Consider the following 22,561-nt stretch of genomic DNA (forward strand, 5'->3'; position numbering starts at 1 on the left):
ATCCGATGAACTCACTCTCGAGCGAACCCGTCGCCATCGTCGGCATGTCGGGCCGCTTTCCCGGGGCCGCGGACATCGACGCGCTGTGGGAACTGCTGACCGCGCGGGGTACGGCCATCGGGCCGGTACCCGCGGAGCGCTGGGACGCGCAGGCCCCGTTGGACCGCGACCGGCGGATCCAGGCGGTCGGCGGGTTCCTCGAGGGTGTGGACCGGTTCGACGCGGCGTTCTTCGGCATCTCCCCGCGCGAGGCCGCCGACATCGACCCGCAGCAGCGGCTGATGCTCGAAATGGTTTGGCGGGCACTCGAAGACGGGCACGTGCCCGCCGAATCGCTGCGCGGGACGCGCGGCGGGGTCTATATCGGCGCGTCCTGGCACGACTACGAGACGTTGCGCAAGGAACGTGGGCTGGGCGCGAGCCAGCACAGTGCGGTCGGCTCCGCGCTGGATGTCATCGCGGCGCGCGTGTCGTACTTCCTCGGACTGACCGGCCCGAGTCTGACCGTCGAGACCGGATGCTCCTCGGCGCTGGTCGGGCTCGACCTGGCGGTCCGCGCCATTCGCTCGGGAGACATCGACTCGGCCCTGGTCGGGGGCGTGAATCTGATTCTCGCGCCCGATGTCTCGATCGGACTGACGCATTTCGGCGGACTGTCCGAGCGCGGCCGATGCGCGGCGTTCGGGGCGGACGCGGACGGCTTCGTGCGCGGTGAGGGCGTGGTCGCGATCTATCTCAAACCGCTGTCCGCCGCGGTGCGCGACGGTGACCGGATCCGGGCCGTCATCGAGCGCACCGTGGTGAACAACGACGGCGGTGGCCCGAGCCTGGTGACACCCAGCCTCGACGGTCAGCGCGATCTGCTGCGCCGGGCCTACCCGCCCGGCGAACTCGACCTCGGCAGCATCGCCTACCTCGAAGCGCACGGAACCGGCACGCGCCGTGGCGATCCCATCGAAGCGCAGGCACTCGGGGAGATCCTCGGTGCCCGCCGCGACCCCGCCGCCGGCCCCCTCCCGATCGGCTCGATCAAGACCAATATCGGCCACCTCGAAGCGGCCGCGGGCATAGCGGGCCTGGTGAAGGCCGTCCTCTGCCTGGAACACGGCCGCATCCCACCCACCCTGCACGCCGAGACCCCCAACCCCGACATCCCGTTCGACGCCCTGAACCTGCGAATCGCCCAGGAACACAGCGGCTTCGAGACCGGTCCGAATGCCTACGTCGGCGTGAACTCCTTCGGCTGGGGCGGCACCAACGCCCACGTGGTGCTGCGCGGCGCGGCGACCACCGCCCGCTCCACCGCGGTACCCGTGGTTGCGGCCCCGGATACGTCGCCCGCCGGTTTCGCGGCTCGCGCCGTGGACGATGTCGCACGGTCGGATGCCGGGGCCGTCACCGTCTCGGCCGTCCGGGGATTCGTGCCGGTGTCGGGTCATTCGGCGGAGGCGCTGCGGCAGCGCTGCCGGTATATCGCGGACCTGCTGGACTCCGCAGCCGACGGACTGCCCGCGATCGCGTCCGCGCTGGGTCGGCGCGCTCCGGCCCTGCCGCTGCGTGTGGCCGTGCTCGGGACCGAGCCGGGTGAGGTCGCCGCGGCGCTGCGCGGGTACGCCGACGATCCGGCGGCCGAGACCCCGCAGGTGGTGAGCGGGCGGGCGCGGGAGCTCGGGCGCACGGCGTTCGTCTTTCCCGGGCAGGGGAGTCAGTGGCACGGGCTGAGTGCCGCGCTGTACGGGCGGGACGCGGCGTTCACCACGACGCTCGACGCGTGCGCGGCGGCGCTGCAGCCACACGTGGACTGGGATCCGGTCGCGGTGCTCTCCGGGGCCGCGGGACCGGGCTGGCTCGACCGGGTCGATCAGGTGCAGCCGGTGTTGTGGGCGCTGTCCCTGGGCATCGCGGCGATGTGGCGGCGGGCGGGGATCGTGCCCGACGTGGTGATCGGGCACTCTCAGGGTGAGATCGCGGCGGCCGCAGTGGCGGGCCTGCTCGATCTCGACGACGCCGCCCGGATCGTGGCCCGGCGCAGCGCGCTGCTGCGCTCGGTCGCGGGCACCGGGCGCATGCTGGCCGTGGAACTCGCGGCCGACGAGATCCCGGAAGCGATAGCGGGTTTCGAGGATGACGTGGCGCTGGCCGTGCACAACGGGCCGACCTCGTGCGTGCTGTCCGGTGACGCCGACGCCATCGAGGCGCTGAGCGAGATACTCGGCGCGGACGGCATCTTCTGCCGGTTGGTGAACGTGGACTACGCCTCGCACAGCCCGCGGATGGGGGAGTTGCGCACGCCGCTGCTCGCCGAAATCGCCGATGTCTCGCCTGCGCCGGGTTCGGTCGAGATGATGTCGACGGTGCTGGTGCGACCGGTGGCGGCGAGCGAGCCGAGTGCCGAGTACTGGGTCGAGAACCTGTGCCGGCCGGTACTTTTCGCGGATTCCATGAACGCGTTGTTCGACGCCGGCGTGACCCATGTGATCGAGATCAGCCCGCATCCGGTGTTGCTCCCCGCGGTGGAGCAGCTCGCCGCCGCGCGCGCGGTACCGCCCGCCGTACTGCCGTCGTGCTATCGCGACCGCGATCCGGGCGCGGAGATGGCACGCAGCCTCGCCCGGGCCTTCGTCGCCGGTCTGCGCCCCGGTGCGGACGAGGTGTCCGGCGCGAATGTCGAGCTGCCGCCGTATCCGCTGACGCCGCAGTCGCATTGGCTCCCCGAGGGCGCCGCGGCGCCCGTGGCGACCGCCGATCCACTGCGAGTTCCGGTGTTGCCCAGCTCCATCGACTCCACGGCATGGCAGGCGACGGCGCCGATCGACCCGAATGCCCAGTCGTGGCTGACCGATCACCGCGTCGGTGACGCCGTGGTGGTACCCGGGGCGATGATGGCCGCTCTCGCCCTCGCGACGGTGGGCACCCACCTCGGTGCGCGCCCGGCGGCGCTGTCGGGGCTGCGATTCATCGAGAAGCTGGTGCTGGGAGCCTCCCCGGCGCACGCCGAAGTGACAATGCGCCAGGACTTCTCGGACGGCGTGAGTTTCGAGATCGCCTCGCTGTCGGCCGACACCGGGGGCTGGACCGTACACGCTCGCGGTCGCGCAATGCACACCCTCGACCACCCGGCCGCGCCCCGGCCCTACCCGGAGGCCGATCTCCCGCACGCACAGATCATCGAGCCCGCCGACTTCTACGCGGCCTGCGCCCGGCGCGGGCTCGCCTACGGCCCCGACTTCCGAGGCGTGCGCGCACTTCGACACTGGCGGAACGGCTCCGAACGTGCGGCCCTGGCACAGATCGCCCTCAGCGACCGTGCCCGCGCGCAGGCACATCCGGGCGAACTCCACCCCACCCTGCTGGACTGCGCGATGCAGACCGCACTGCCGCTGTTCGACGGCGAGCACACCGTGCTGCCCGGCGGCATCGCCGAACTGATCCTGGACGCCGACCCGGCCGAATTCGTGGACACCGCCTGGGCATACGCGATCCGCCGCTCGGCCACGACCGCCGACATCCACCTCTACGACACGGGCCGCGCCCCCCTGGCCCGCCTGCTCGGCCTCGAACTCGTCGCGATCGACCCCGGCCCCGCCGCCACCCGCCGCTATGACCGCGAGTTCGTCCTGAACCTGCGCCCGTCCCCGCGCATCCCGAACGCGAGCGGCAAGACGGAGTCGTTCGCGATCATCGGCCCGGTGCCCCACACCACCGAACTGGTTGCGGCCCTGCGCCGTCACGGCGCGCAGGCAACCGCCCTCGACTCCGCCACTGCTCTCGACTCTGCGACGGCGCTGGAATTTGCGACCGCTCTCGATTCTGCGACGACCCTGGAATTTGCGACGACCCTCGGCTCCGTGCCGGCGCTCGGCTCCGCGCCAGTGCTCGGCTCCGCGATGGTGCCGGACTCTGCCACGGCCCTCGACGCTGCTGAGGCGTCCGGCTCCACGACGGTCCCGGGTTCGCCCGCCCTCGGAGCCGTCGGGACTTCTGGTTCGGCGACAGTTGTCGGTTCGGCCACGGCGGCGGACTCCACCGTGGAGTTCGACCCCGTCGAAGCGGTTGGGGTTACAGAAGCCCCCGGTTCTTCCGGGTTCGTGGATGTCGCCGCCGTCATCGAAGCGGCCGGCACCGTGGTGTACCTCGCACCCGCCGAGCAGCAGGGCCTGCACCCGCAGCGCGGGGGACTGGCCGAACTCGCCGACCTCGTACGGACATGCGCCCGAACGACTTCCACCCCGCCGCGCCTTGTCGTGGTGACCAGCCAGGCGCAGGCCGTCGACGCCACCGAGCGCCCCGACCCCGGCGGCGCGCTGTACTGGGGTTTCACTCGCGTGCTGCGTCGCGAGCATCCCGAACTGTCGGCCGAGATCATCGATCTCGGCGCGCCCGGGGACAGCACCGCCCCGGAGCGGGACGGCCGGTTCGCGGACTGCGCCGCCGAGCTGCTCGCGCGCACCGGCGCAGACCAGGTGGTGCTGCGGGCGGGACAGCGCTACACGGGCCGACTCGAACGGGGTGAGCGCCCGGAGCCGTCCGTCCCACCGCGACCGTGGCGCACCCCCGCCCAGCCTTTCCGGCTCGCCCGAACCCCCGGCCGCTTCTGGGACGGGCTGCGCTTCCGGCCGCTCGAGGTGCGCGGGCCCGGTGTGGGCGAGGTGCTGATCGAAACAGACGCGGCGGCACTCAATTTCATCGACGCGATGAAGGCCGCGGGCACCTACCCCGACGATTCGGCCGCACCCGACCTGCTCGGTCTCGAATGCGCGGGCGTGATCCGCGCGGTCGGCCCCGCCGTGACCGGCCGCGCCGTGGGGGATCGGGTGGTGGGCTGCGGATTCGGAGCCATGGCATCGCATCTCACCGTGCGCGCCGATCACACACAGCCGATCCCGGCGGGCATGACCTTCGAAGTCGCCGCCGCGCTGCCCATGGTGACCACCACGGCCTGGTACGCACTGGCCGTCCTGGCTCGGCTCGCACCGGGGGAGACGGTCCTGATCCATTCCGGGACAGGCGGATTGGGCCTGGCCGCCATCGGTGTCGCTCGGAGTCTCGGGGCCAGGATCATCGCGACCGCGGGCACCGCGGAGCGCCGGGAGTACCTGCGCCGCGAACAGCGCATCGAGCACGTCTTCGACTCGCGCGGCCTGACCTGGGCCGACAAGATCCGGGAAGTGACCGGCGGTCACGGGGTCGACGTGCTGCTCAACTCCCTCGGCGGCGTCGCCATCGACCTGGGCATGCGGGTGCTCGCCGAGGACGGGCGCTTCATCGAGGTGGGCAAGAAGGACATCTACGCCGATCGCCGAATCGGCCTGCACCACTTCGCGAAGGGCATCAGCTTCGCCGCGGTCGATCTCACGGGGTTGATGGCGCGCCGGCCGGACCGCTTCGCGGCCGTCTTCGCCGCGGCCTGGTCGCGAATCCGCGCCGGTGAACTCGCGCCGCTGCCGATCACCGCGCACCATTTCGCCGCCGTCGCCCCCGCGCTGCAGCGCATGACCCGGGGCGACCACATCGGCAAGCTGGTGCTCACCGATCCGGAAACGGTCACCGAGATCGCCCCGGAGCCGCTGCCGGACGGTCGTTTCCGCGCACACGGCACCTACGTGATCACCGGCGGCCACGGCGCGCTGGGCCGCAGCCTGGCCGCACATCTACTCGACGCCGGCGCGGGTGCGGTGGCCCTGATCGGCCGCAGCGCACCGGGCCCGATGGGACACCCCGCGATGCACAGCTACCGGGCCGACGTCGCGGACGCGGAATCGCTCGCTGCCGCACTGGATTCGATTCGTGCCGAACTGCCTCCCGTGCGCGGGGTCTTCCACGCGGCGGGCATCCTGGACGACGCCACCATCCTCGGCCTGAACGCGGAACAGCTCGACCGCGTGCTCCGCCCCAAGATCGACGGAGCCCGCCACCTCGACGCGCTCACCGCCGCGGACCCCTTGGACCTGTTCGTCCTGTTCTCCTCGGCCGCGGCGCTGGTCGGCAACCCGGGGCAGGCCGCGTACGCCGCGGCCAACTCGTACCTCGACGCGCTGGCCCTGGCCCGGCGGCATGCGGGCCGGCCCGGACTGAGCGTGCAGTGGGGACCCTTCGCGGACGTGGGCCTGGCTGCCGCACAGGAGAACCGGGGCGCGCGGCTGGCAGAGCAGGGGATGAGCAGCTTCGGCATGCAGGACGCCTGGGCCGCGCTCACCGCCTTCCTCTGCGAGGATCGCGCCGTGGTCGGCTACCTGTCCTTCGACCAGCGCCAATGGTTCGACGCCTACCCCGACGCCGCCGCCCAGGAGAGCTGGCAGGGATTGCGCGCGAGTGCCTCGGACGCTCGAACCGGCGGAACCGGTGGCGAATTCCACGCCGCCTGGGCCGCCGCGACCACCGATGATCGCCAGATCCTGGTGCGGGACAAGATCGTGGAGGTGGCCGCGCGCGTATTGCGCATGCCCCCCGCCGAACTCGACACGAGCACGCCGTTCAAGGCGCTCGGACTCGACTCGCTCATGAGCCTGGAAATGCGCAATCGCCTGGAATCGGCTTTCGCGCTGCGGCTTTCACCCACGCTGCTGTGGACCTACGGAACCACCGAGACCCTGGCGGGCGCGATCGGCGAACGACTCGTCCGCACGCCCGCCGGGGTCGAGGCGGCGACTGCCTGACGGCACCGGACATCAGGAGAACTGTCATGGACAACCCGAGCCCGCGCGCGGACGAAGGCACGGCGCTGCGCCGCGCCACCCAGACCATCAAGCAACTGCGCGCCCAGCTGGCGCAGCAGGACGCGAGCGGGCCGATCGCGGTCGTCGGCGCCGGGCTGCGGCTGGGCGACGGAGTGCGCGATCTCGACGCCTACTGGAGCGTGCTTGCCGAGGGGCGAAACCTCATCTCGGACATGCCGTTCCATCGGCGCTGGCCCTTCGAGGACGAGTGGGACATGCTGCCCTCGCGCGGCAGCTTCATCGGCGACGCGCTCGACTTCGATCCGGAGTTCTTCGGCATCAGCCCGCGTGCGGCGCAGGCCATCGACCCGCAGCACCGGCTGCTGCTGGAGGTGTCCTGGGAGGCGCTGGCGCACGCGGGCATCGATCCCGCCGTGGCGCGGGCGGAGATCGTGTCGGTGTTCGTGGGGATCACCGGCCGCCACGACTACGCCGACTGGGCCCGGCAGCAGACCGACGCGCACTGGGCACTGGGCAACGGCCACAGCTTCGCCGCCGGGCGCATCGCCTACACCTTCGGATTCACCGGTCCCGCCGTGGCATTCGACAGCGCCTGTTCCTCGTCGCTGGTGGCGATTCACCACGCGGTCGGATCGCTGCGGCGCGGCGAATCCGATATCGCGCTGGCGGGCGGGGTCAATCTCGTGCTGTCCCCGGGCTCGACCCGGGCGATCAACCACACCGGATCCCTTGCGCCCGACGGGCTCTGCAAGACCTTCGACGCGCGGGCCAACGGCTACGTGCGCGGTGAGGGCTGCGCGATGATCGTGCTCAAACGGCTCGCCGACGCCGAACGCGACGGTGACCGGGTGCTGGGCGTGATTCACGGCACCGCGATCAACCAGGACGGCCGCTCCTCCGGCTTCACCGCACCGAACGCCGACGCGCAGCGCCGGGTGATCGAGGCCGCGCTGGCCGATGCCCGCCGCACCGCGGCCGACATCGGACTGCTCGAAGCGCACGGCACCGGCACCGCGCTCGGCGATCCGATCGAGGTGAACGCGATCGTCGCCGCCCTGGGTGCTCGAAACGGCGGCAGGACACTGCACGTGGGTTCGGCCAAGGCCAATCTCGGCCACCTCGAGGCGGCCTCGGGCGTGGTCGGGCTGCTCAAGGCGCTGCTGTGCCTGCGGGAGCGCACGGTCCCGCCGGTGGCGAACTTCCACACCCTGAATCCGCGAATCGAGCTGGAAGGCACGGCCGTCCGGATCTCCGGGAACGGCGCGACCTGGTCTCTCGACGAGTCGGGCGCCCTGGCCGGGGTGAGCTCCTTCGGCATCATCGGCACCAACGCGCATGCGATAGTGGGCCCGCCCCCCGCCCACACACCCGCCGTCACCGAAGTGCCGCGCCCAGCCTGGAATCGGGTCACCTGCGTCCCGTCGTTCCTCGGCACCGCCCCGCGCGCCACTCCCGCTCTGCGCTGACGCGCCCCCGACTCGAAAGGCGCTGCCGCAGTGTCGACTCCACCGGATTTCTCTTCGAGTACCGAGCTTGCACCCGCCGCACCGGCAGCTGCGTCCAGTGCCGAGTTCGTGCCCGACCCGACGGGTTCCGCTCCACGTCCCGAGGGTGTGCCGGCCCCCGTGGATCCGACCGCGAGCTCGGGACGCGTGCCTGCCCCGCGCACCGCGCGTTCGATCCCCGTCGGCCCGAAGCTGTTCCCGCTGTTCATGAGCTCCTACCCGCCGTTCCTGTTTTCCGGCGTGCGCGTGCGCGAGGTGGCCCCCGACTGGACCGCCATCCGCGTCACGCACCGCGTCCGCCCCTGGAACTGCAACGTGAACCGCTCCGCCTTCGGCGGCACCCTCTTCGCCATGACCGACCCCTTCTACGCCGTGATGGCGGGCCGTCAGCTCGGCCCCGGCTACCGAATCTGGAACACCACCGGCTCCATCGACTTCCTGGCGCCCGGCCACGGCACCCTCACCGCGACCATGGTCTTCCCCGCGCGGGAACTCGATGCCATCCGCGCGGCCACCGCCACCGGCGAGAAGTCGGTCACGACCCACACCACCGAAATCCTCTCCGCCACCGGCACTCTCGTGGCCCGGGCTACCCAGTCCCTGTATATCCGCCGCAGCACGCGCTGAGCTGCGGCCTACGCTGTCGAGGTGAAGTTCACCACCGATGTCGAGCGCGGCGCACGGCTCCTGGCCCGCGCGGGTGAGCACGGCCCGGGAGCGGTCGCCGGGACCGGTTTCGAGGCCTACGCGCGAATCCTGCACCCGGTCGAGGCGACCCGCCTGGACGGCGCCGTCATCGACGAGTGGGGACTGCCCGCGGTTGTGGCGCAGGCGACCTGGCCGTGGGCCGAGGTCGCCGCACGCAACGGCAGGGTCATGCATCCACTGGTGCAGTGGCGCAACCTGACCGACGGCGAATCCGAGTCGGCGATGTCGTTCGCCGACGGCTGGTCGGTGGGCCAGACTGTGGAAGGCTGGTTCGACCCGAACCTCCTGGCCGCGCTCACCGTCCATCTCCGCGCGGCCACCGCGACACCCGGAACGTTGACCGCGGGGGTCTGGAACGGCTTCGGCGACCTGCACGAATCCTCGACCTTCCTCGTCGCGTCGACCGACGGCGATCCCGGACGCCTCGATCACGAACGCTCGCGCGTGGCCGCCGAACTGACCGCCTCGGTCGCGCCGGAAGTCGCACGGGCGGTCACGAAGGGCCCCTTCCTGCGCTGGCCAGGCCGCGATCTCCTGCTGTTCGAAATCAGCCTCACCGAACTCGCGACCCCCGCCTGGGTCCACACGGCGGGCCTGGGCTGGACGCCGGATTTCCCCGGCGTCCTACCCCAACTGCTCTGGCCCGCCGACCACGCCTGGTCCGTCGCGAGCGAGATCGACTTCGACTCCACGATCGTCGCGGGCCCACGCCCCATGATCGATGCGGTCTTGTCCGACACCCGTTTCGAGGCCTTCGAGGTAGCCGAGGATTCCGACCTGAGCTGGGACGGCGACACGATCAACCCCGCCCCCCGGCGCTGAACAGCGAGACGGATCAGTGCCTGCGGCGGGCCGTCCACCGGGATACCGCGCGAGCGCGGCTCTTCTTTTCCGCGGAGTCCGCCGTCAGGGCGATGGTCGTCGGCGTGATCAGCAGCATGGCGAGGATGGCGACGATGATGAAGGTTTCCATCATGATCTACCACCCCTCGCTGCCAGCGTGCGAGCTTAGCGCGCGCTCAGTCGGGCTGAGTAGCTGGTGAATTCCGGTCTTGCCGGGACCTCGAATTGCCGCTAGGTCAGGAATTCGGCTTGCTGCGGGGGACCGGCCGAAGCGGCGGAGCCCCATCCGCAGAACGGATGGGGCTCCGTGGGAAGTGTTGCTACGCCGGTGATTCGGCGCGCGAGCGCATCAGATGACGAGGCAGGAGCTGCCGCCGTTGATCCCGGTGCCGACCGTCAACATGATGGTCTTCGAGTCGCCGTTCTGGGTCACCTGGATGGCGTGGGTGCCCGTGGTCGCCGGAGTCCAGTTCACCACATGGGTTTTCGGCTCCGAGGCGCCCTGGGTGGCGGCGAACAGGACCCCGTTGTCGTAGAAGTCCATGCCCGCGCCGGTGGCTCCGTTCGCGATCACCGAGTAGGTGCAGCCGGTGCCGAAGCCGTTGCTGAACCCGCCGCCGGCGATCACGACCCTCGCCCCGATCTCGGCCGACGCCTGCGGTGCGCCCAGCGCCACACCGGCGGCGGTCAAGGCGATCGCGGCCGACACGGATGTCCGGAGATTGCTCATCGAGTAGTACTCCTCAGATTGCAGCGGATGATCTCGGCAATGCTGCCAACGCGCAATCCCCGGCGGTATCGGACATTTGCCCCTTTTCGAGGGGCTGTCGCCGTCCGGCGTCAGACTGCTACGCGCCGTCGAGCGCCATGGATGTCACCGTGCGCGTGGCGCAGCCGTCCGGTACGGGCTGTCCCGCCAGGCGTTCATCGATCCAGCGCAGCGTCGCGGCGGTCCCGGTGATCGCGAGAGCCACGTGCTCGCTCAACTGGTCTCGCACCTGGGTGATCCGCGCACCTGCCGCACACCACTGCGCCACCATGCGGTCGGCCTCGGCGATGGCGACGATCTCGTCGTGCACGGCGTTATAGACGAACATCGGCGGGGTCGCCGACTCCGGTTGGAACTCCCAGCTGTCGATCGAGGTCTGTATCTGGTCCATCACCTGGGAAAAAGGGATCGTCAGGTAGTCGTCCATGTTCAGCATCGCGTTCTGACCCACATTCGCCGTCACGCATTTGCTGTCACCCCGGGCCAGCAGCGCCTGCCCGGCGGGCGTCAAATGGTTGCCGAAAGCCGTTGCCACCCGCGGATCGCTGCGCATCACGCCCGGCAGCAGCGACGGCAGGAAGCCCGCGAACGGCCCGGCGTTCAAACCCTTCAGGTAACTGGCCAGTTGTGCCCTGCCCCCGCCCACGGCCACACCGACCAGCCGGACTTCGGGAGTGTAGGCCGGCTGGACCTGCGCGGCCCAGCCGGTGCCGAATCCCCCGCCGGAGTAGCCCAACGCGGCGACCGGCGTATCGACGCCGGACAGGGCGAGCGGCTCGAACCGCTCGGCCGCGCGCACGCCGTCGAGGATGGCGTAACCCGGTTGCCGCGCACTGAACAGCACGCCCTTCGGGCCCTCCCAATCGGGAACGGAGACAGCATGACCGGTCGACAGCACCTGCTCGATCGTCATGAGATCCAGACTGGAGTCGTACTGGTCCGGCGCCCCCTGTCGCAGCGCGACCGAGGGCGCGCACTGCGGCGCCGAGGCGTCGGTGGCGGCCTGATAACTGACCAGCCCCTTGATCTCCCCGCCCCGCGGCCGCAGCACGGTCGTCACGGTCGCCATGGGCAGCCCGTCGGCGTCGGTCGATCGATACAGCAGCTGCCACGCGTCGGCGTCCAGCGCCTGCGGCCCCATGGAGGCCACCTCGACCGGACGCGAATTCAACACGGTCCCCGGCGCTTTCGAGTCCCACCCCGCCGGCGGGGTGTAGAACGGGTCGCTCTGCAGGGTGACCGGCGAGTCGGCCCCGGCAACTGTCATCGGCGTACCAGCCACACACAACGCGGCCGAAACCCCGATAAGCACCGCGCGCAGCCGCCCCCGCTCGCCACCCGAACGCGTTGCGCCACAGCCCGATACGACCCGATCCATCATCCGGAATTACCTCCCCTGCCGGGACCGCCGCCCGCGAATCCCCCGAAGCCAGCAGGCTACCCCGCCCCAATCGGTCATTTGTCCGATTTGGCGAAGAAGATCAACCCACCCGCCCCGGAAACGGGCGAAGCCCCACCCGCCGGAGCAGATGGGGCTTCCCGAGACCGTGTGCTACACAGACGATTTAGACGTCGTAGTAGAGCTCGAACTCGTACGGGTGCGGGCGCAGGTTGACCGGGGCGATCTCCTGGTTGCGCTTGATGTCGATCCAGGTCTCGATCAGGTCCTCGGTGAACACGCCGCCCTCGGTGAGGTACTCGTGATCTTCCTCGAGCTTGTCGATGACCGACGCCAGCGAGGTGGGGGCCTGCGGGATGTTCTTGGCCTCCTCGGGGGGAAGCTCGTACAGGTCCTTGTCGACCGGAGCGAGGGGCTCGATCTTCTTCTTGATGCCGTCCAGGCCGGCCATCAGCATGGCGGCGAAGGCCAGGTACGGGTTGCCCGAGGAGTCCGGCGCGCGGAACTCGATGCGCTTGGCCTTCGGGTTCGAGCCGGTGATCGGGATACGCACGGCAGCCGAGCGGTTGCGCTGCGAGTACACCAGGTTGATGGGGGCCTCGTAGCCCGGCACCAGACGGTGGTACGAGTTCACGGTCGGGTTGGTGAACGCCAGCAGCGACGGCGCGTGGTGCAGGATGCCGCCGATGTAGTGACGCGCGATGTCCGACAGACCCGCGTAGCCGGCCTCGTCGTGGAACAGCGGCTTGCCGTCCTTCCACAGCGACATGTGGGCGTGCATGCCCGAGCCGTTGTCACCGAAGAGGGGCTTCGGCATGAAGGTGACGGACTTGCCCTGCTGCCACGCGGTGTTCTTCACGATGTACTTGAACAGCTGCAGGTCATCGGCAGCGCCCAGCAGCGAGTTGAACTTGTAGTTGATCTCGGCCTGACCGGCGGTGCCGACCTCGTGGTGGCCGCGCTCGAGCTCGAAGCCCGCGTTCTGCAGGTTGGTCGAGATGTCGTCGCGCAGATCGACGTAGTGGTCGTACGGGGCGACCGGGAAGTAACCACCCTTGTTGCGGACCTTGTAACCACGGTTACGGGTGCCGTCGAGGTTGAATTCCTTGCCGGTGTTCCAGGAACCGGAAACCGAATCGATCTCGTAGAACGAGCCGTTCATGCCCGAGTCGTAGCGAATCGAGTCGAAGATGTAGAACTCGGCCTCGGCACCGATGTAGCAGGTGTCGGCGATGCCGGTCGACTTCAAGTACTCCTCGGCCTTACGCGCGATGTTGCGCGGGTCGCGGGAGTAGGCCTCGCGGGTGAACGGGTCGTGGACGAAGAAGTTCAGGTTGACAGTCTTCGCGGCACGGAACGGATCCAGCCGGGCGGTGCTGAAGTCGGGGAGCAGCAGCATGTCCGACTCGTCGATCGACTGGAAGCCGCGCACGGACGAGCCGTCGAACGCGAGACCCTCTTCAGCCAGATCGGCCGTGAAGGCCTTCGCCGGGATCGAGAAGTGCTGCTGCACACCGGGGAGGTCGGTGAAACGAATATCGACGTACTCGACCTCCTCCTCCTTGATGTACTTGATGACCTCGTCGGCCGTGCTGAACGCCACTTAGTACTCCTTACGGATCGGTTCCCAGCCAGTTGGACTGCATGGGTTCGTCGCGACCAGACGGTATGGACGCGGTGTTTCCCCGCAATCAAGGCTGTGTTTCGCCAGTGTTACACGTACAGCTGGGCGGGTGTTCGGCGGTCTCCCACGGTGTGGAATTCGCCTCGACCGACCGCCGAGTGGCGTTCGACCAGCACCGATATCCTGCCACCGACCTCGGTCGAAGTGCAGGTAAGGGCCCCAAAAGATAGGGGTCTTATCGTGTCGCGCCCGGTCGCCGTGACAATCCTCACCGCGCGCGGGCGCTCCGGTTACTTTCCGGTCACGCCGATGTACCCCTGTGTTTCGTAGCCTCGCATCGATCGCCGCGTCCCGCATCTCGGGCGGCTCGTCCGTGACGCGTCTCGCTCAGTGGGATACCGCACGCCCGCACGGGTACCGGGGGTGCACGAGCGCCTTCGCGGGCCGAATAAGGTGGGGGCATGTCACGCATCACCGGCTCCTGGCTGTCCGGCCCGAACGGCGAACCCCGCGACGAGGCCCCCGGTGATTACCAGGGCAAGGATCTCGGTCTGCCCAAGTCCGGCGTCGGCGCGCTCGCCCCGATGGTCCGGCGCGTGCCCGCCTTCGTGCTCGACTGGTTCATCGCCCTGGGTCTGACCGCCATCATCGTGCGGCCCAACTCCGACGCGCTGATGGCCAAGTTCATCAGCAACTACCCGGATCAGGAGCTCCCCTCGCGCTTCACGCTCATCGCGGGCGAGCTGGTGAACTACAACATCTTCGTCTGGTTCGGCATCGGCCTGATCGGGGTCACACTATTCGGGTTCACGCCCGGCCAGTACTTCCTACGCATCCGCGTATCCCGCGTCGACGCCGACGCGCCGGTGGGTTTCATCCGCGCGCTCGTGCGTCAGCTCATCCTGATCTTCGTGATTCCGGCCCTGTTCACCGATGCCAACGGCCGCGGCATGCACGACCGCGCCACCGGCACCGGGCTGGTCTACAGTCGCTGAACCAGGCTGAGCCGCAGCTGAATTCCTTCGATGTTTTCCCTGACACCTGCGTGACCTGCGGGTCCATTCGGCGCTCGCGGATTAGAATTGCCGTGTTTGCGCCATAACTCCCGGTCCGGGTCTAAAAGTGGTGTTCAGGGGGACCTCTGTACGTAGCCAAGCGTTCACCGTGTGTTGTTTTGGGTCGGTATGGTGCAGGGCATCTGCCGTGGAGTGCTGCTCGAGCGCGCGCCACGGCAGATAGCTGTTGATGTGCTGATGGAGGATTCGATGGGCTCGACGAGCCATGAGGCTGCCGGCCGCCGTGCCGCGCGCGGATTCAGCCGGCGTTCGTTCCTGGCGACCGCCGGACTACTCGGCGTCGCGACCGCCGCCGCCGCGTGGGGCACCGGCGTACAGGCCGCCCCGGACAACGACGTGGCGCACACCGTCTTCGGCATCGATCCGCTGATCCGCACCGAGCGGCTCTACTCGGCCGCACGCGGCCGCGACGTGGACATCGTCGCCATCCTGCCGCCCGGCGTCCCGCACGAGGGTCTGCCCATGTCGCTGCTGCTGCACGGGCTGCACGGCAACGCCCGCAACGCCGCCGTCGGCGGGCTCTCCGAGGTGCTCGCGGTCGCGGTCGCCGCCCGGCTCGTCCCGGCCTTCGGCTTCCTCGCCGTAGACGGTGGCGACAGCTACTGGCATCAGCGCAACGTCAACGACGACCCGATGCGCATGCTCACCGACGAGGTCCCGACCTGGCTGAGCGAGCGCCGCCTGGGCGGTCCGGTGGGCGAGCCGTTCGCCTGCACCGGCATCTCCATGGGTGGATTCGGCTCGCTGCTGTACGGTCGCCGGCGCAATGAGCGGGGTCGTCCCGCCAACGCGATCGCCGCGATCTCGCCGGGTCTGATCACCTCCTGGGACGAGATGAGCAAGCGCAACGCCTTCAGTAGCCACGAGGAGTGGACGGCGCTGGACCCGCTGCGCAACATCGATAAACAGGGCCCGGCCCCGACCGGCGTCTGGGTGGGCGACCGCGACAAGTTCGTCGAGGGGTGCCGGCAGTTCATCGGCGCCGCGCCGCTCGAGATCGGCCGCGTCAGCCCCGGCGGGCACACCGAGGAGTACTGGCGGACGATCACGCCCGAGGTGGTCGCGTTCCTCGGCAGGCATGTGCGCTGACCCGTACTGAGCGACCGTTAGGTTCGGTTCATCCGGAATTCCGGACCTTCCGGGCGTAGTCTGTCCGAGTATCAGGCCCAGCGTGCAGTGCCACCGACGGTAGCCCGGAGGGATCGCATGAGTACCTTCTCGCCAGGTTTTCAGGGACGCCCGCGACCGCAGGACGACCGCCTGCCGCCCGGCCAGTATCTGACCGAAGACTTCCCGGTCCTGTCGGCGGGCCCCACCCCGGCCGTCGATCTGGACCGCTGGCAGTTCTCCATCACCAACGAGACCGGCCGCCAATACAGTTGGAGTTGGCCGCAATTCATGTCGCTGGCCCAGCAGCGCCCGCACGTCGACATCCACTGCGTCACCCGCTGGTCCAAGCTCGACACGGCCTGGCAGGGCGTGAGCCTGGACACGCTGCTCGAAAACGTCGTCACCGACGCCGAATTCGCGCACATCACCAGCTACGGCGGCTACACCACCAACCTGCCGCTCGAGGATCTGACCGGCGGCAAGGCGTGGATCGTGCACACCTTCGACGGCGCGGATCTGGACCCCGAGCACGGCGGCCCGGCCCGGCTGCTGGTCCCGCACCTGTACTTCTGGAAATCCGCGAAGTGGGTCAAGTCCATCCGCCTGCTCGACTACGACGAGCCCGGCTTCTGGGAAACCGCCGGCTATCACAGCTACGGCGACCCCTGGCGCGAACAGCGCTATCAGGACGACTGATGCGCTGGCAGCCCGCCGAACTCATCGCCGACCGCCTCGAAACCGATACCGCGCGCACCCTGACCCTGCGGGTTCCGGGCTGGCCCGGGCATCTTCCGGGCCAGCACCTCGACATTCGGCTCACCGCGCCCGACGGGTACCGGGCCGAGCGCAGCTACTCGCTCGCCGCACCGGCCCGCGGCGACGAGATCGAGGTGACCATTCAGCGCGTGCCCAACGGCGAGGTGTCCGGCTATCTCGTGGACATCTTCCCGATCGGCGCCCTGATCGAGGTCCGGGGACCGGTCGGCGGCTGGTTCGTCTGGGATCCCGAGGCCGGGGGACCGGCGACGCTCGTCGCGGGCGGCTCGGGCATCGTCCCGCTCGCGGCCATGCTGCGCGCCCGTCGAAACTCGCCGAACCCCAGTGCTTTTCGGCTGCTGTACTCCCTGCGCACCCCCGACGACCTGTACTACCGGGACGAGCTGACCCCGCTGCGGGAGCGCGCGCCCTTCTCCTCGGCCGACCAGGATGTCGACGCCCCGGACGAGATCGAGGTGTTCCTGGCCTACACCCGCCTCGCCCCGCCCGGCGACCAGCGCGCCCCGGGGCGGCTGTCCGCCGCGGAGATCGCCCGCCACGCTCTGCCGCCCGGCCCGGGCACCACCTGTTACGTCTGCGGTCCGACGCCGTTCGTCGAATTCGCCGCCATCGCACTGGTTTCCGCCGGGCACGATCCGGCCGCGATCAGAACCGAACGCTTCGGACCGACGGGGAGCTGACCATGTCCGCTGACGCGACCTCCGCACCCGGCCACCTGGACGGCAATGTCCTGGCCGGTCTGCTCGCCGAGATCTTCACCGTCGACCCCGTCGCCCACGGCTGCCGCTGCGGCTGCTGCGGTGCGGTCGAGCCCCTGGCCCGCGCCCTGGTCTACCTGAACTGTCCCGGGACGGTGGCCCGCTGTTCCCACTGCTCGGCGGTGGTCCTGCGCCTGACCGTCACCCCCGCGGGCCGTTGGCTCGACCTCGGCGAGGGCGCGTCGCTGTGCCTGCCTATCCCGGAGGGGTAGGCGCGCCGGCACACCGAGATCGGGCAGGCTGTTTCCGTGTTCCGACCGGCCCGATTCTGCTCATAGGCAATGGATCCGAGGCCCGCTGCGCACCCCGATACCCGGGCCGAACTTGTCCTCACAGCCCAGCGGCACCCCCTGCGGTCGAGGGGTCGGCGCGACCGGCGGCTATTCGCCGCCGCTGCTCGACCCCGCCGGGACTCGCGACGAAGAACTTGCGCGCCCGGGCGGAAGGTCAACCCACCGTGCGCCCGAGGAAGTCGCGGATCAGCGCCGCGATCTCGGGACCGTGTGACTCCAGGGCGAAGTGGCCCGCGTCGAGCAGGTGCAGTTCGGCGTCGGGGAGATCGCGCAGGTAGGCGCGGGCGCCCTCGGCGCCGAAGATCTCGTCGTTCGCGCCCCAGGTGATCAGGGTCGGCGGGCGGTGCTCGGCGAAGTACTTCTGGAAGGCGGGGTAGCCGTCGAGGTTGAACTGGTAGTCCCAGAACAGCTGGAGCTGAATCTCCTTGTTGCCGGGGCGATCCAGATACGCCTGATCCAGGGTCCAGGTGTCGGGGCTGACCAGCGCCAGGCGATCGGCCGGAACCCCGTGCGTGTACTGCCATTCGGTGGCGGGGAGTTCGAGCAGGTCGCGGACCGCGGGCTCGTGGGTGGCGCGGTCCCGCGCGTGCGCGAAGAGCACATCCCAGAAGGGGGTGAAGCCTTCGAGATAGGCGTTGCCGCTCTGGGAGATGAGCGCGGTGACCCGCTCGGGATGGCGGGCGGCGATGCGCAGCCCGATCGGTGCGCCGTAATCCTGGATGTACAGCGCGAACCGGTCGATGCCGAGGGTGTCCAGCAGTTCCTCGGTGATCGCGGTCAGCGCCTCGAAGCTGTACTCGAACTCGGTCGTCGACGGCATGTCGGACTGCCCGAAACCCAGGTGATCGGGCGCGATGAGGTGGTACGAGTCGCCCAGATCGCGCAGCAGGTTGCGGAACATGGCCGAGCTGCTGGGGAATCCGTGCAGCAGCACGACGGTGGGGTTCGCCGGGTCGCCGGCCTCGCGGTAGAAGATCTTCCGGCCCTGAATCTCGACGGTGTGGTGCTGCACGGTGGTCATGGCGTCGTCCTATGCTTTCGCGCCGATCGGATGTCCTAACCGGCTATCGATAGATAGAAGGTTAGTCGGCGCGAAGCCATTCCCGATCGCCGGAACTTTTTTCCGAGAATCGAACCGGGCCAAGCGAATCGGTGTTGACCTCCGGTTTTGCCGCGGACACGGCGAAGCCCGCACCCTGATCGGGCGCGGGCCGGGGTAATCGAGGGGTCGGCCGGACGGCTACCGGGGTGCCTTTTCGGCTACCGGACCCGGGCGGTCGACTCCGTTTCGGAGTGGACGCACGACCCGCGTTCGATCATCGCGGGGCACCGCTCCCGGACAAGCAGAAGGCCCGCGTCCGAATACGGACGCGGGCCTCGTGGACGTGTGTGTCAGCGGCGGCGAATCGAGCGCTGCACGCCCTTCATCTTCGCCCCGCCCGGCAGCGGACCCTTCGGCAGCGCCGGGCCGCCGCGGGTGGCCAGCGCGGACAGCCTGCCCTCGATGACGTCCATCCGCTTGGTGTCGATGTTGCGCGGCAGCTTGGTCAGGTAGCGCTGCAGCTCCTTGAGCGGCACCTGATCGCCCTCGGTCCCGATGACCACGTCGTAGATCGGGGTGTCGCCGACCAGCCGCGCGACCTTCTTCTTCTCCTGCGCCAGCAGCGACTTCACGCGCGAGGGCGAGCCCTCGGCGACCAGCACCACGCCGGGTAGGCCGACCACGCGGTGCACCGCGTCCAGCTGGGTGGTGGCCGCGACGCCCGGGGTGACCCGCCACTTACCCTGCAGGTTGTCCAAGACCCACGCGGCCGCGCCCGCCTGGCCCTCGGCCTTGGCGTACACGTTCTTCTGCACTCGCCGCCCGAACAGGATGAACGCCGCGAGCGCGCCGAGCAGGATGCCGATCGGCAGCAGGAACCAGCCCAGGTCGAAGACCAGGCCGATCACCAGGAACAGCACTGTCACGCCGACCAGCGCGCCGATCATGAGCGGCAGCAGCGCCTTGTCTTCCTTGCGCTGCATTTGGAACGCCTGCCACAGCTGCTGGCGACGCTCCTTCGACGCCTGCTTGCGCGCCGCCTTAGCCGCGGCCTTCGCTTCCTTCGACGGAGCTGTGCCGCCCTTACCTGCTGCCATGCCCCCAGGATAGTGGCCCGGTATGCGCTGGTTCGCGACGGGATCCAGCGCGCCCCGCCCCATTCATCCGATTCCCGCTCCACCCGCCCGAAAGCCCCACCCGATCCAGCACTCCGTTCGGCGCACGCGGCGGCTTTCCTGCCCCGCAGCCGGCAGCCACACCCACCGAACGACCGTGCCAATTTCTCCTGCCGCCGCCGTGCGTCGGGAGTTCGCGCGGCCCCGCGGTGGAGGCTCGTCACCCCGCAGAGCGGTTTGGTCGAGACCGATGTCCGCTCGGGCTCAATTCGCGATTCGGCCCCGCCCGGCAGTCGGGAATGTCTGACCCGCACGGCGTGTCCCGGTGGGCTCGCCGGTCTCGTAACGGCCGGTGCGCGCGGCCTGATTTCTCCACTGCGAGAGTCGGATTCGAGGCGGAGGGCATTCCGATCACACAGCACACAACTTGCGAATCACCGGCTGGATTCGGTTCGTTCACGCTCGTGGACGTGGAGACCTCGGGTTTGCATCGAGCCCGCGACCGCGTGCTGTCGGTGGCGGCGCTGACCCTGGCCGACGACGGCGAGATCGTGGAGGAGTTCCACACCCTGCTCGATCCGGGCTGTGATCCGGGCCCGGTCCGGATTCACGGTCTGACGCGCGAGAAGCTCCGGGGCGCGCCCCGATTCGAGGCCGTGCGCGCCCGGCTGGCCGAGCTGCTGCACGGCCGCGTCATGGTCGCGCACAACGCCTCCTTCGACCACGGCTTCCTCGCGGAGGAGTTCACTCGCGCGGGCGCGGTGCTCCCGGTCGACCGGCAGCTGTGCACCCTCGCCTTCGCCCGCCGCGTCGCCCCGCCGACGGAGAACTTCAAACTCGGCACCCTCGCCGCTCATTACGGCGTGCGCCAGCGGAAAGCACACGACGCCCTCGACGACACGCGCGTCCTGGCCGGGGTCCTGCACGGCCTGATGGCCGACGCCGGCCGCCTGGGCGTAGCCGTGCCCCTGCTCCGCCCCCGCGCCGGGACTCCCGACCGCCCGAGCCGCTTCCCGATCGAGCGGTCCGCCCGCAAGATCCCGTGCTCGTTCATCTATCCGGGCCGTTTCGAATCCCACCTGATCCAGGGCATGAAAATCGCCTTCACCGGCGACACCACCCTGGCTCGCGCGGAGTTGCTGGCCCGAGCCGAGGCGGCAGGCCTGGACGTGACCACCACGGTCAGCCGCCGCACCAGCCTCCTGGTGACGAACGACCCGACCTCCCCGACGGGCAAAGCCCGGGCCGCCCGGGAACACGGCACCCCCACGGCCACCGAATCCGGGTTCCTCGCCCTCCTGCCCCACATCACCCCGGGCTCCCCGAAGGGCGCTCCCGGCACCCCGGCCTCGCTTCCGCCTCGAGCCCCCGCGTCCGCGCCGGCGGCTGGTCGGACGTCGGTGCCGGAGTCCGCGCAGGCGCGCATCGCCGGCCAAACCTCGGTGAATTCCGCGGCCGAAGTGCCCGGCGCAGCAGAGCAATTCACGTCGGCATCGAGGGCGGCTCCGACTCCGGCTTCGCCACTCGGCCCCGGAGATGCTCCGGCTGGGGGAGCGGCTGCGGGATCTGAGCCAGCCGCGGCCTGGGATGCGGCTTCGGATTCGTCGCAGGTTCCGCCGCCGAATGTGTTGCCGCCCGGCACGAAAGTCCCAGACCCAGCGTCGATGTCGGAGCAAGCGGTAGACGCCGCGCGGCCTCTGACGCCCGATTCGACGCCGCCCGGGCCGAAAACCCCGGTCTCAGCGTCGATGTCGGCGGAGCCCTCGGATGCGGCCGCCGGCTCGGCTCCCACCCCCGGGGGCGTGCTGGCGGGGCAGAGGTTCCTCATCCTGGGTGGAACCCATACCCGGCGGGCGGAGTTGTGCGCCCGCGTGGTCGAATGCGGTGGTTCGGTCGCGGTGGATATCTCCGCGAGCGTCACCGACGTGCTCGTGCTGCCCGGGGCGGAGTCCGATCCGCGATACGGGCGGGTCCGGGCGTTGGGGCTGCCCGTCTACGGGCCGGAGATGCTGGGTGCGAGGCGAATGGACGAGACGCGGGAACCCGCTGTGCCACAGTTGAATATGGGTGCACAGCTGACGCGGGGGCAGGTGATGGACCTGCCCGCCGCCCGGTACGGGACGACGTGGACGGTGCGTGCGTCCTGGAAGCAGGACGGGCGCTGGGAAGTGGACCTGGTCGCCTTTCTGCTGGATCAGGGCGAGAAGGTCACGGGGGACGCGGATTTCGTCTTCTACAACCAGCCGGAGACCGCGGGTGCGGTGCTGACCGTCGACGCCCCCGGCGAGCAGTCGATCACCCTGACCCCCGACGATCTGCCCGACCACTGTCGGCGCGTGGTTTTCGCCGTCGCCCTCGACGATCCCGAGGTCCGGTTCGGGTCGGTGGGCGCTATCGAGATCGAGGTGACGGCGGGCCTGGAATCGGGTGTGCTGGCCCGCGCCACCCTCGACGCCGCCACCGAGGAGCGCACCCTGCTGCTGGCCGAGGTCTATCAGCGCGCGGACACCTGGCGATTGCGCGCGGTGGGTCAGGGCTATCCCGCGGGATTGGGTGAATTGGCTTCGGGATTCGGTGTCGTGGTCGACGGGTAAGGTGCCTCGGCGGGGGTGGTTCCACTACTCCTCGATATTCGAATCGACTGTGGAAGAAGAAGAGTGAAGAAGTTTCTGACCTGGTTCGGCGTTATCGCCATCGTTTTCGCCGCGGTGCTGCTCGGCACGAAGTCGGCCCAGGCCGACGAGGTCTACTACAAGAACTGCGCCGCCGCCCGTGCCGCGGGCGCCGCGCCGATCCTGCGCGATGAGCCGGGCTACCGTCCCGCCCTCGACCGCGACAACGACGGCGTCGCCTGCGAGCGCTAGT

17 protein-coding genes are annotated in these 22,561 nt (G+C 69.7%); 11 read left to right on the forward strand and 6 right to left on the reverse strand.

Annotation, left to right across the window (positions count from 1 at the left end):
- Nucleotides 1-5: 5 nt before the first annotated feature.
- From ABZ319_RS04925 to ABZ319_RS04940, 4 genes are all read left to right on the forward strand, one after another.
- A complete protein-coding gene (locus ABZ319_RS04925) occupies nucleotides 6-6,656 on the forward strand; it encodes an SDR family NAD(P)-dependent oxidoreductase (protein WP_354984988.1) in 6,651 nt (2,216 codons plus the stop codon).
- A gap of 26 nt (nucleotides 6,657-6,682) precedes the next feature.
- Entirely contained in the window at nucleotides 6,683-8,143 is a 1,461-nt protein-coding gene (locus ABZ319_RS04930; RefSeq protein WP_354984989.1) for a polyketide synthase, read from the forward strand.
- Between the two features lie 159 nt (nucleotides 8,144-8,302).
- Nucleotides 8,303-8,809: a DUF4442 domain-containing protein gene (locus ABZ319_RS04935; protein WP_354984990.1), complete on the forward strand. Its 507-nt coding sequence runs from the start codon at nucleotides 8,303-8,305 to the stop codon at nucleotides 8,807-8,809.
- Between the two features lie 21 nt (nucleotides 8,810-8,830).
- Entirely contained in the window at nucleotides 8,831-9,712 is an 882-nt protein-coding gene (locus ABZ319_RS04940) for a hypothetical protein (protein WP_354984991.1), read from the forward strand.
- Between the two features lie 13 nt (nucleotides 9,713-9,725).
- Here ABZ319_RS04940 and ABZ319_RS04945 read toward each other — a convergent pair whose 3' ends face one another.
- From ABZ319_RS04945 to glnA, 4 genes are all read right to left on the reverse strand, one after another.
- Complete coding sequence (locus tag ABZ319_RS04945) at nucleotides 9,726-9,866, reverse strand: hypothetical protein (RefSeq protein WP_354984992.1); 141 nt, start codon at nucleotides 9,864-9,866, stop codon at nucleotides 9,726-9,728.
- A gap of 216 nt (nucleotides 9,867-10,082) precedes the next feature.
- On the reverse strand, nucleotides 10,083-10,463 hold the full coding sequence (locus ABZ319_RS04950; protein ID WP_354984993.1) for a hypothetical protein: 381 nt from the start codon (nucleotides 10,461-10,463) through the stop codon (nucleotides 10,083-10,085).
- Nucleotides 10,464-10,581: 118 nt separating this feature from the next.
- Complete coding sequence (locus ABZ319_RS04955) at nucleotides 10,582-11,769, reverse strand: lipase family protein (protein ID WP_354984994.1); 1,188 nt, start codon at nucleotides 11,767-11,769, stop codon at nucleotides 10,582-10,584.
- A 298-nt stretch (nucleotides 11,770-12,067) separates the two neighbouring features.
- On the reverse strand, nucleotides 12,068-13,504 hold the full coding sequence (glnA, locus tag ABZ319_RS04960; RefSeq protein ID WP_354984995.1) for a type I glutamate--ammonia ligase: 1,437 nt from the start codon (nucleotides 13,502-13,504) through the stop codon (nucleotides 12,068-12,070).
- A gap of 482 nt (nucleotides 13,505-13,986) precedes the next feature.
- Between glnA and ABZ319_RS04965 the strand changes: the two genes are divergently transcribed.
- The 5 genes from ABZ319_RS04965 to ABZ319_RS04985 all read left to right on the forward strand — a co-directional run bounded on the left by ABZ319_RS04965 (nucleotide 13,987) and on the right by ABZ319_RS04985 (nucleotide 17,458).
- On the forward strand, nucleotides 13,987-14,520 hold the full coding sequence (locus ABZ319_RS04965; RefSeq protein WP_354984996.1) for an RDD family protein: 534 nt from the start codon (nucleotides 13,987-13,989) through the stop codon (nucleotides 14,518-14,520).
- Nucleotides 14,521-14,691: 171 nt separating this feature from the next.
- Nucleotides 14,692-15,690 carry an alpha/beta hydrolase-fold protein gene (locus tag ABZ319_RS04970; protein WP_354984997.1) on the forward strand — a complete coding sequence of 333 codons (999 nt, stop codon included), beginning with the start codon at nucleotides 14,692-14,694 and terminating at the stop codon, nucleotides 15,688-15,690.
- Nucleotides 15,691-15,807: 117 nt separating this feature from the next.
- Complete coding sequence (locus ABZ319_RS04975; protein WP_354984998.1) at nucleotides 15,808-16,407, forward strand: sulfite oxidase-like oxidoreductase; 600 nt, start codon at nucleotides 15,808-15,810, stop codon at nucleotides 16,405-16,407.
- Complete coding sequence (locus tag ABZ319_RS04980) at nucleotides 16,407-17,168, forward strand: ferredoxin reductase (protein WP_354984999.1); 762 nt, start codon at nucleotides 16,407-16,409, stop codon at nucleotides 17,166-17,168. The genes ABZ319_RS04975 and ABZ319_RS04980 overlap by 1 nt, the downstream gene beginning before the upstream one ends.
- 2 nt (nucleotides 17,169-17,170) lie before the next feature.
- Nucleotides 17,171-17,458 carry a DUF6510 family protein gene (locus ABZ319_RS04985; RefSeq protein ID WP_354985000.1) on the forward strand — a complete coding sequence of 96 codons (288 nt, stop codon included), beginning with the start codon at nucleotides 17,171-17,173 and terminating at the stop codon, nucleotides 17,456-17,458.
- 235 nt (nucleotides 17,459-17,693) lie between these two features.
- Here the strand turns inward: ABZ319_RS04985 and ABZ319_RS04990 are convergent, their stop codons facing one another.
- Entirely contained in the window at nucleotides 17,694-18,560 is an 867-nt protein-coding gene (locus tag ABZ319_RS04990) for an alpha/beta hydrolase (RefSeq protein ID WP_354985001.1), read from the reverse strand.
- Nucleotides 18,561-18,931: 371 nt separating this feature from the next.
- Nucleotides 18,932-19,678 (reverse strand): DUF4191 domain-containing protein, encoded by a 747-nt coding sequence (locus ABZ319_RS04995; RefSeq protein ID WP_354985002.1) that lies wholly within the window; start codon nucleotides 19,676-19,678, stop codon nucleotides 18,932-18,934.
- A gap of 317 nt (nucleotides 19,679-19,995) precedes the next feature.
- Between ABZ319_RS04995 and ABZ319_RS05000 the strand changes: the two genes are divergently transcribed.
- The gene (locus ABZ319_RS05000) at nucleotides 19,996-22,290 is read left to right on the forward strand and encodes a TerD family protein (RefSeq protein WP_354985003.1); all 2,295 of its coding nucleotides are present in this window, start codon (nucleotides 19,996-19,998) and stop codon (nucleotides 22,288-22,290) included.
- 63 nt (nucleotides 22,291-22,353) lie between these two features.
- On the forward strand, nucleotides 22,354-22,560 hold the full coding sequence (locus ABZ319_RS05005; RefSeq protein ID WP_354985004.1) for an excalibur calcium-binding domain-containing protein: 207 nt from the start codon (nucleotides 22,354-22,356) through the stop codon (nucleotides 22,558-22,560).
- Nucleotide 22,561: the final 1 nt, after the last annotated feature.

Origin of the sequence: Nocardia sp. NPDC005978 (assembly GCF_040614455.1) — a bacterium.
Lineage (GTDB): Bacteria > Actinomycetota > Actinomycetes > Mycobacteriales > Mycobacteriaceae > Nocardia.

What these genes read in the sequence shown, in the direction of transcription:
- ABZ319_RS04925 (WP_354984988.1), top strand. Translation starts at nt 6, where the DNA reads ATGAACTCACTCTCGAGCGAACCCGTCGCCATCGTCGGCATGTCGGGC.
- ABZ319_RS04930 (WP_354984989.1), top strand. Translation starts at nt 6,683, where the DNA reads ATGGACAACCCGAGCCCGCGCGCGGACGAAGGCACGGCGCTGCGCCGC.
- ABZ319_RS04945 (WP_354984992.1), bottom strand. Translation starts at nt 9,866, where the DNA reads ATGATGGAAACCTTCATCATCGTCGCCATCCTCGCCATGCTGCTGATC.
- ABZ319_RS04950 (WP_354984993.1), bottom strand. Translation starts at nt 10,463, where the DNA reads ATGAGCAATCTCCGGACATCCGTGTCGGCCGCGATCGCCTTGACCGCC.
- ABZ319_RS04955 (WP_354984994.1), bottom strand. Translation starts at nt 11,769, where the DNA reads ATGACAGTTGCCGGGGCCGACTCGCCGGTCACCCTGCAGAGCGACCCG.
- ABZ319_RS04965 (WP_354984996.1), top strand. Translation starts at nt 13,987, where the DNA reads ATGTCACGCATCACCGGCTCCTGGCTGTCCGGCCCGAACGGCGAACCC.
- ABZ319_RS04975 (WP_354984998.1), top strand. Translation starts at nt 15,808, where the DNA reads ATGAGTACCTTCTCGCCAGGTTTTCAGGGACGCCCGCGACCGCAGGAC.
- ABZ319_RS04980 (WP_354984999.1), top strand. Translation starts at nt 16,407, where the DNA reads ATGCGCTGGCAGCCCGCCGAACTCATCGCCGACCGCCTCGAAACCGAT.
- ABZ319_RS04985 (WP_354985000.1), top strand. Translation starts at nt 17,171, where the DNA reads ATGTCCGCTGACGCGACCTCCGCACCCGGCCACCTGGACGGCAATGTC.
- ABZ319_RS04990 (WP_354985001.1), bottom strand. Translation starts at nt 18,560, where the DNA reads ATGACCACCGTGCAGCACCACACCGTCGAGATTCAGGGCCGGAAGATC.
- ABZ319_RS04995 (WP_354985002.1), bottom strand. Translation starts at nt 19,678, where the DNA reads ATGGCAGCAGGTAAGGGCGGCACAGCTCCGTCGAAGGAAGCGAAGGCC.
- ABZ319_RS05000 (WP_354985003.1), top strand. Translation starts at nt 19,996, where the DNA reads ATGTCTGACCCGCACGGCGTGTCCCGGTGGGCTCGCCGGTCTCGTAAC.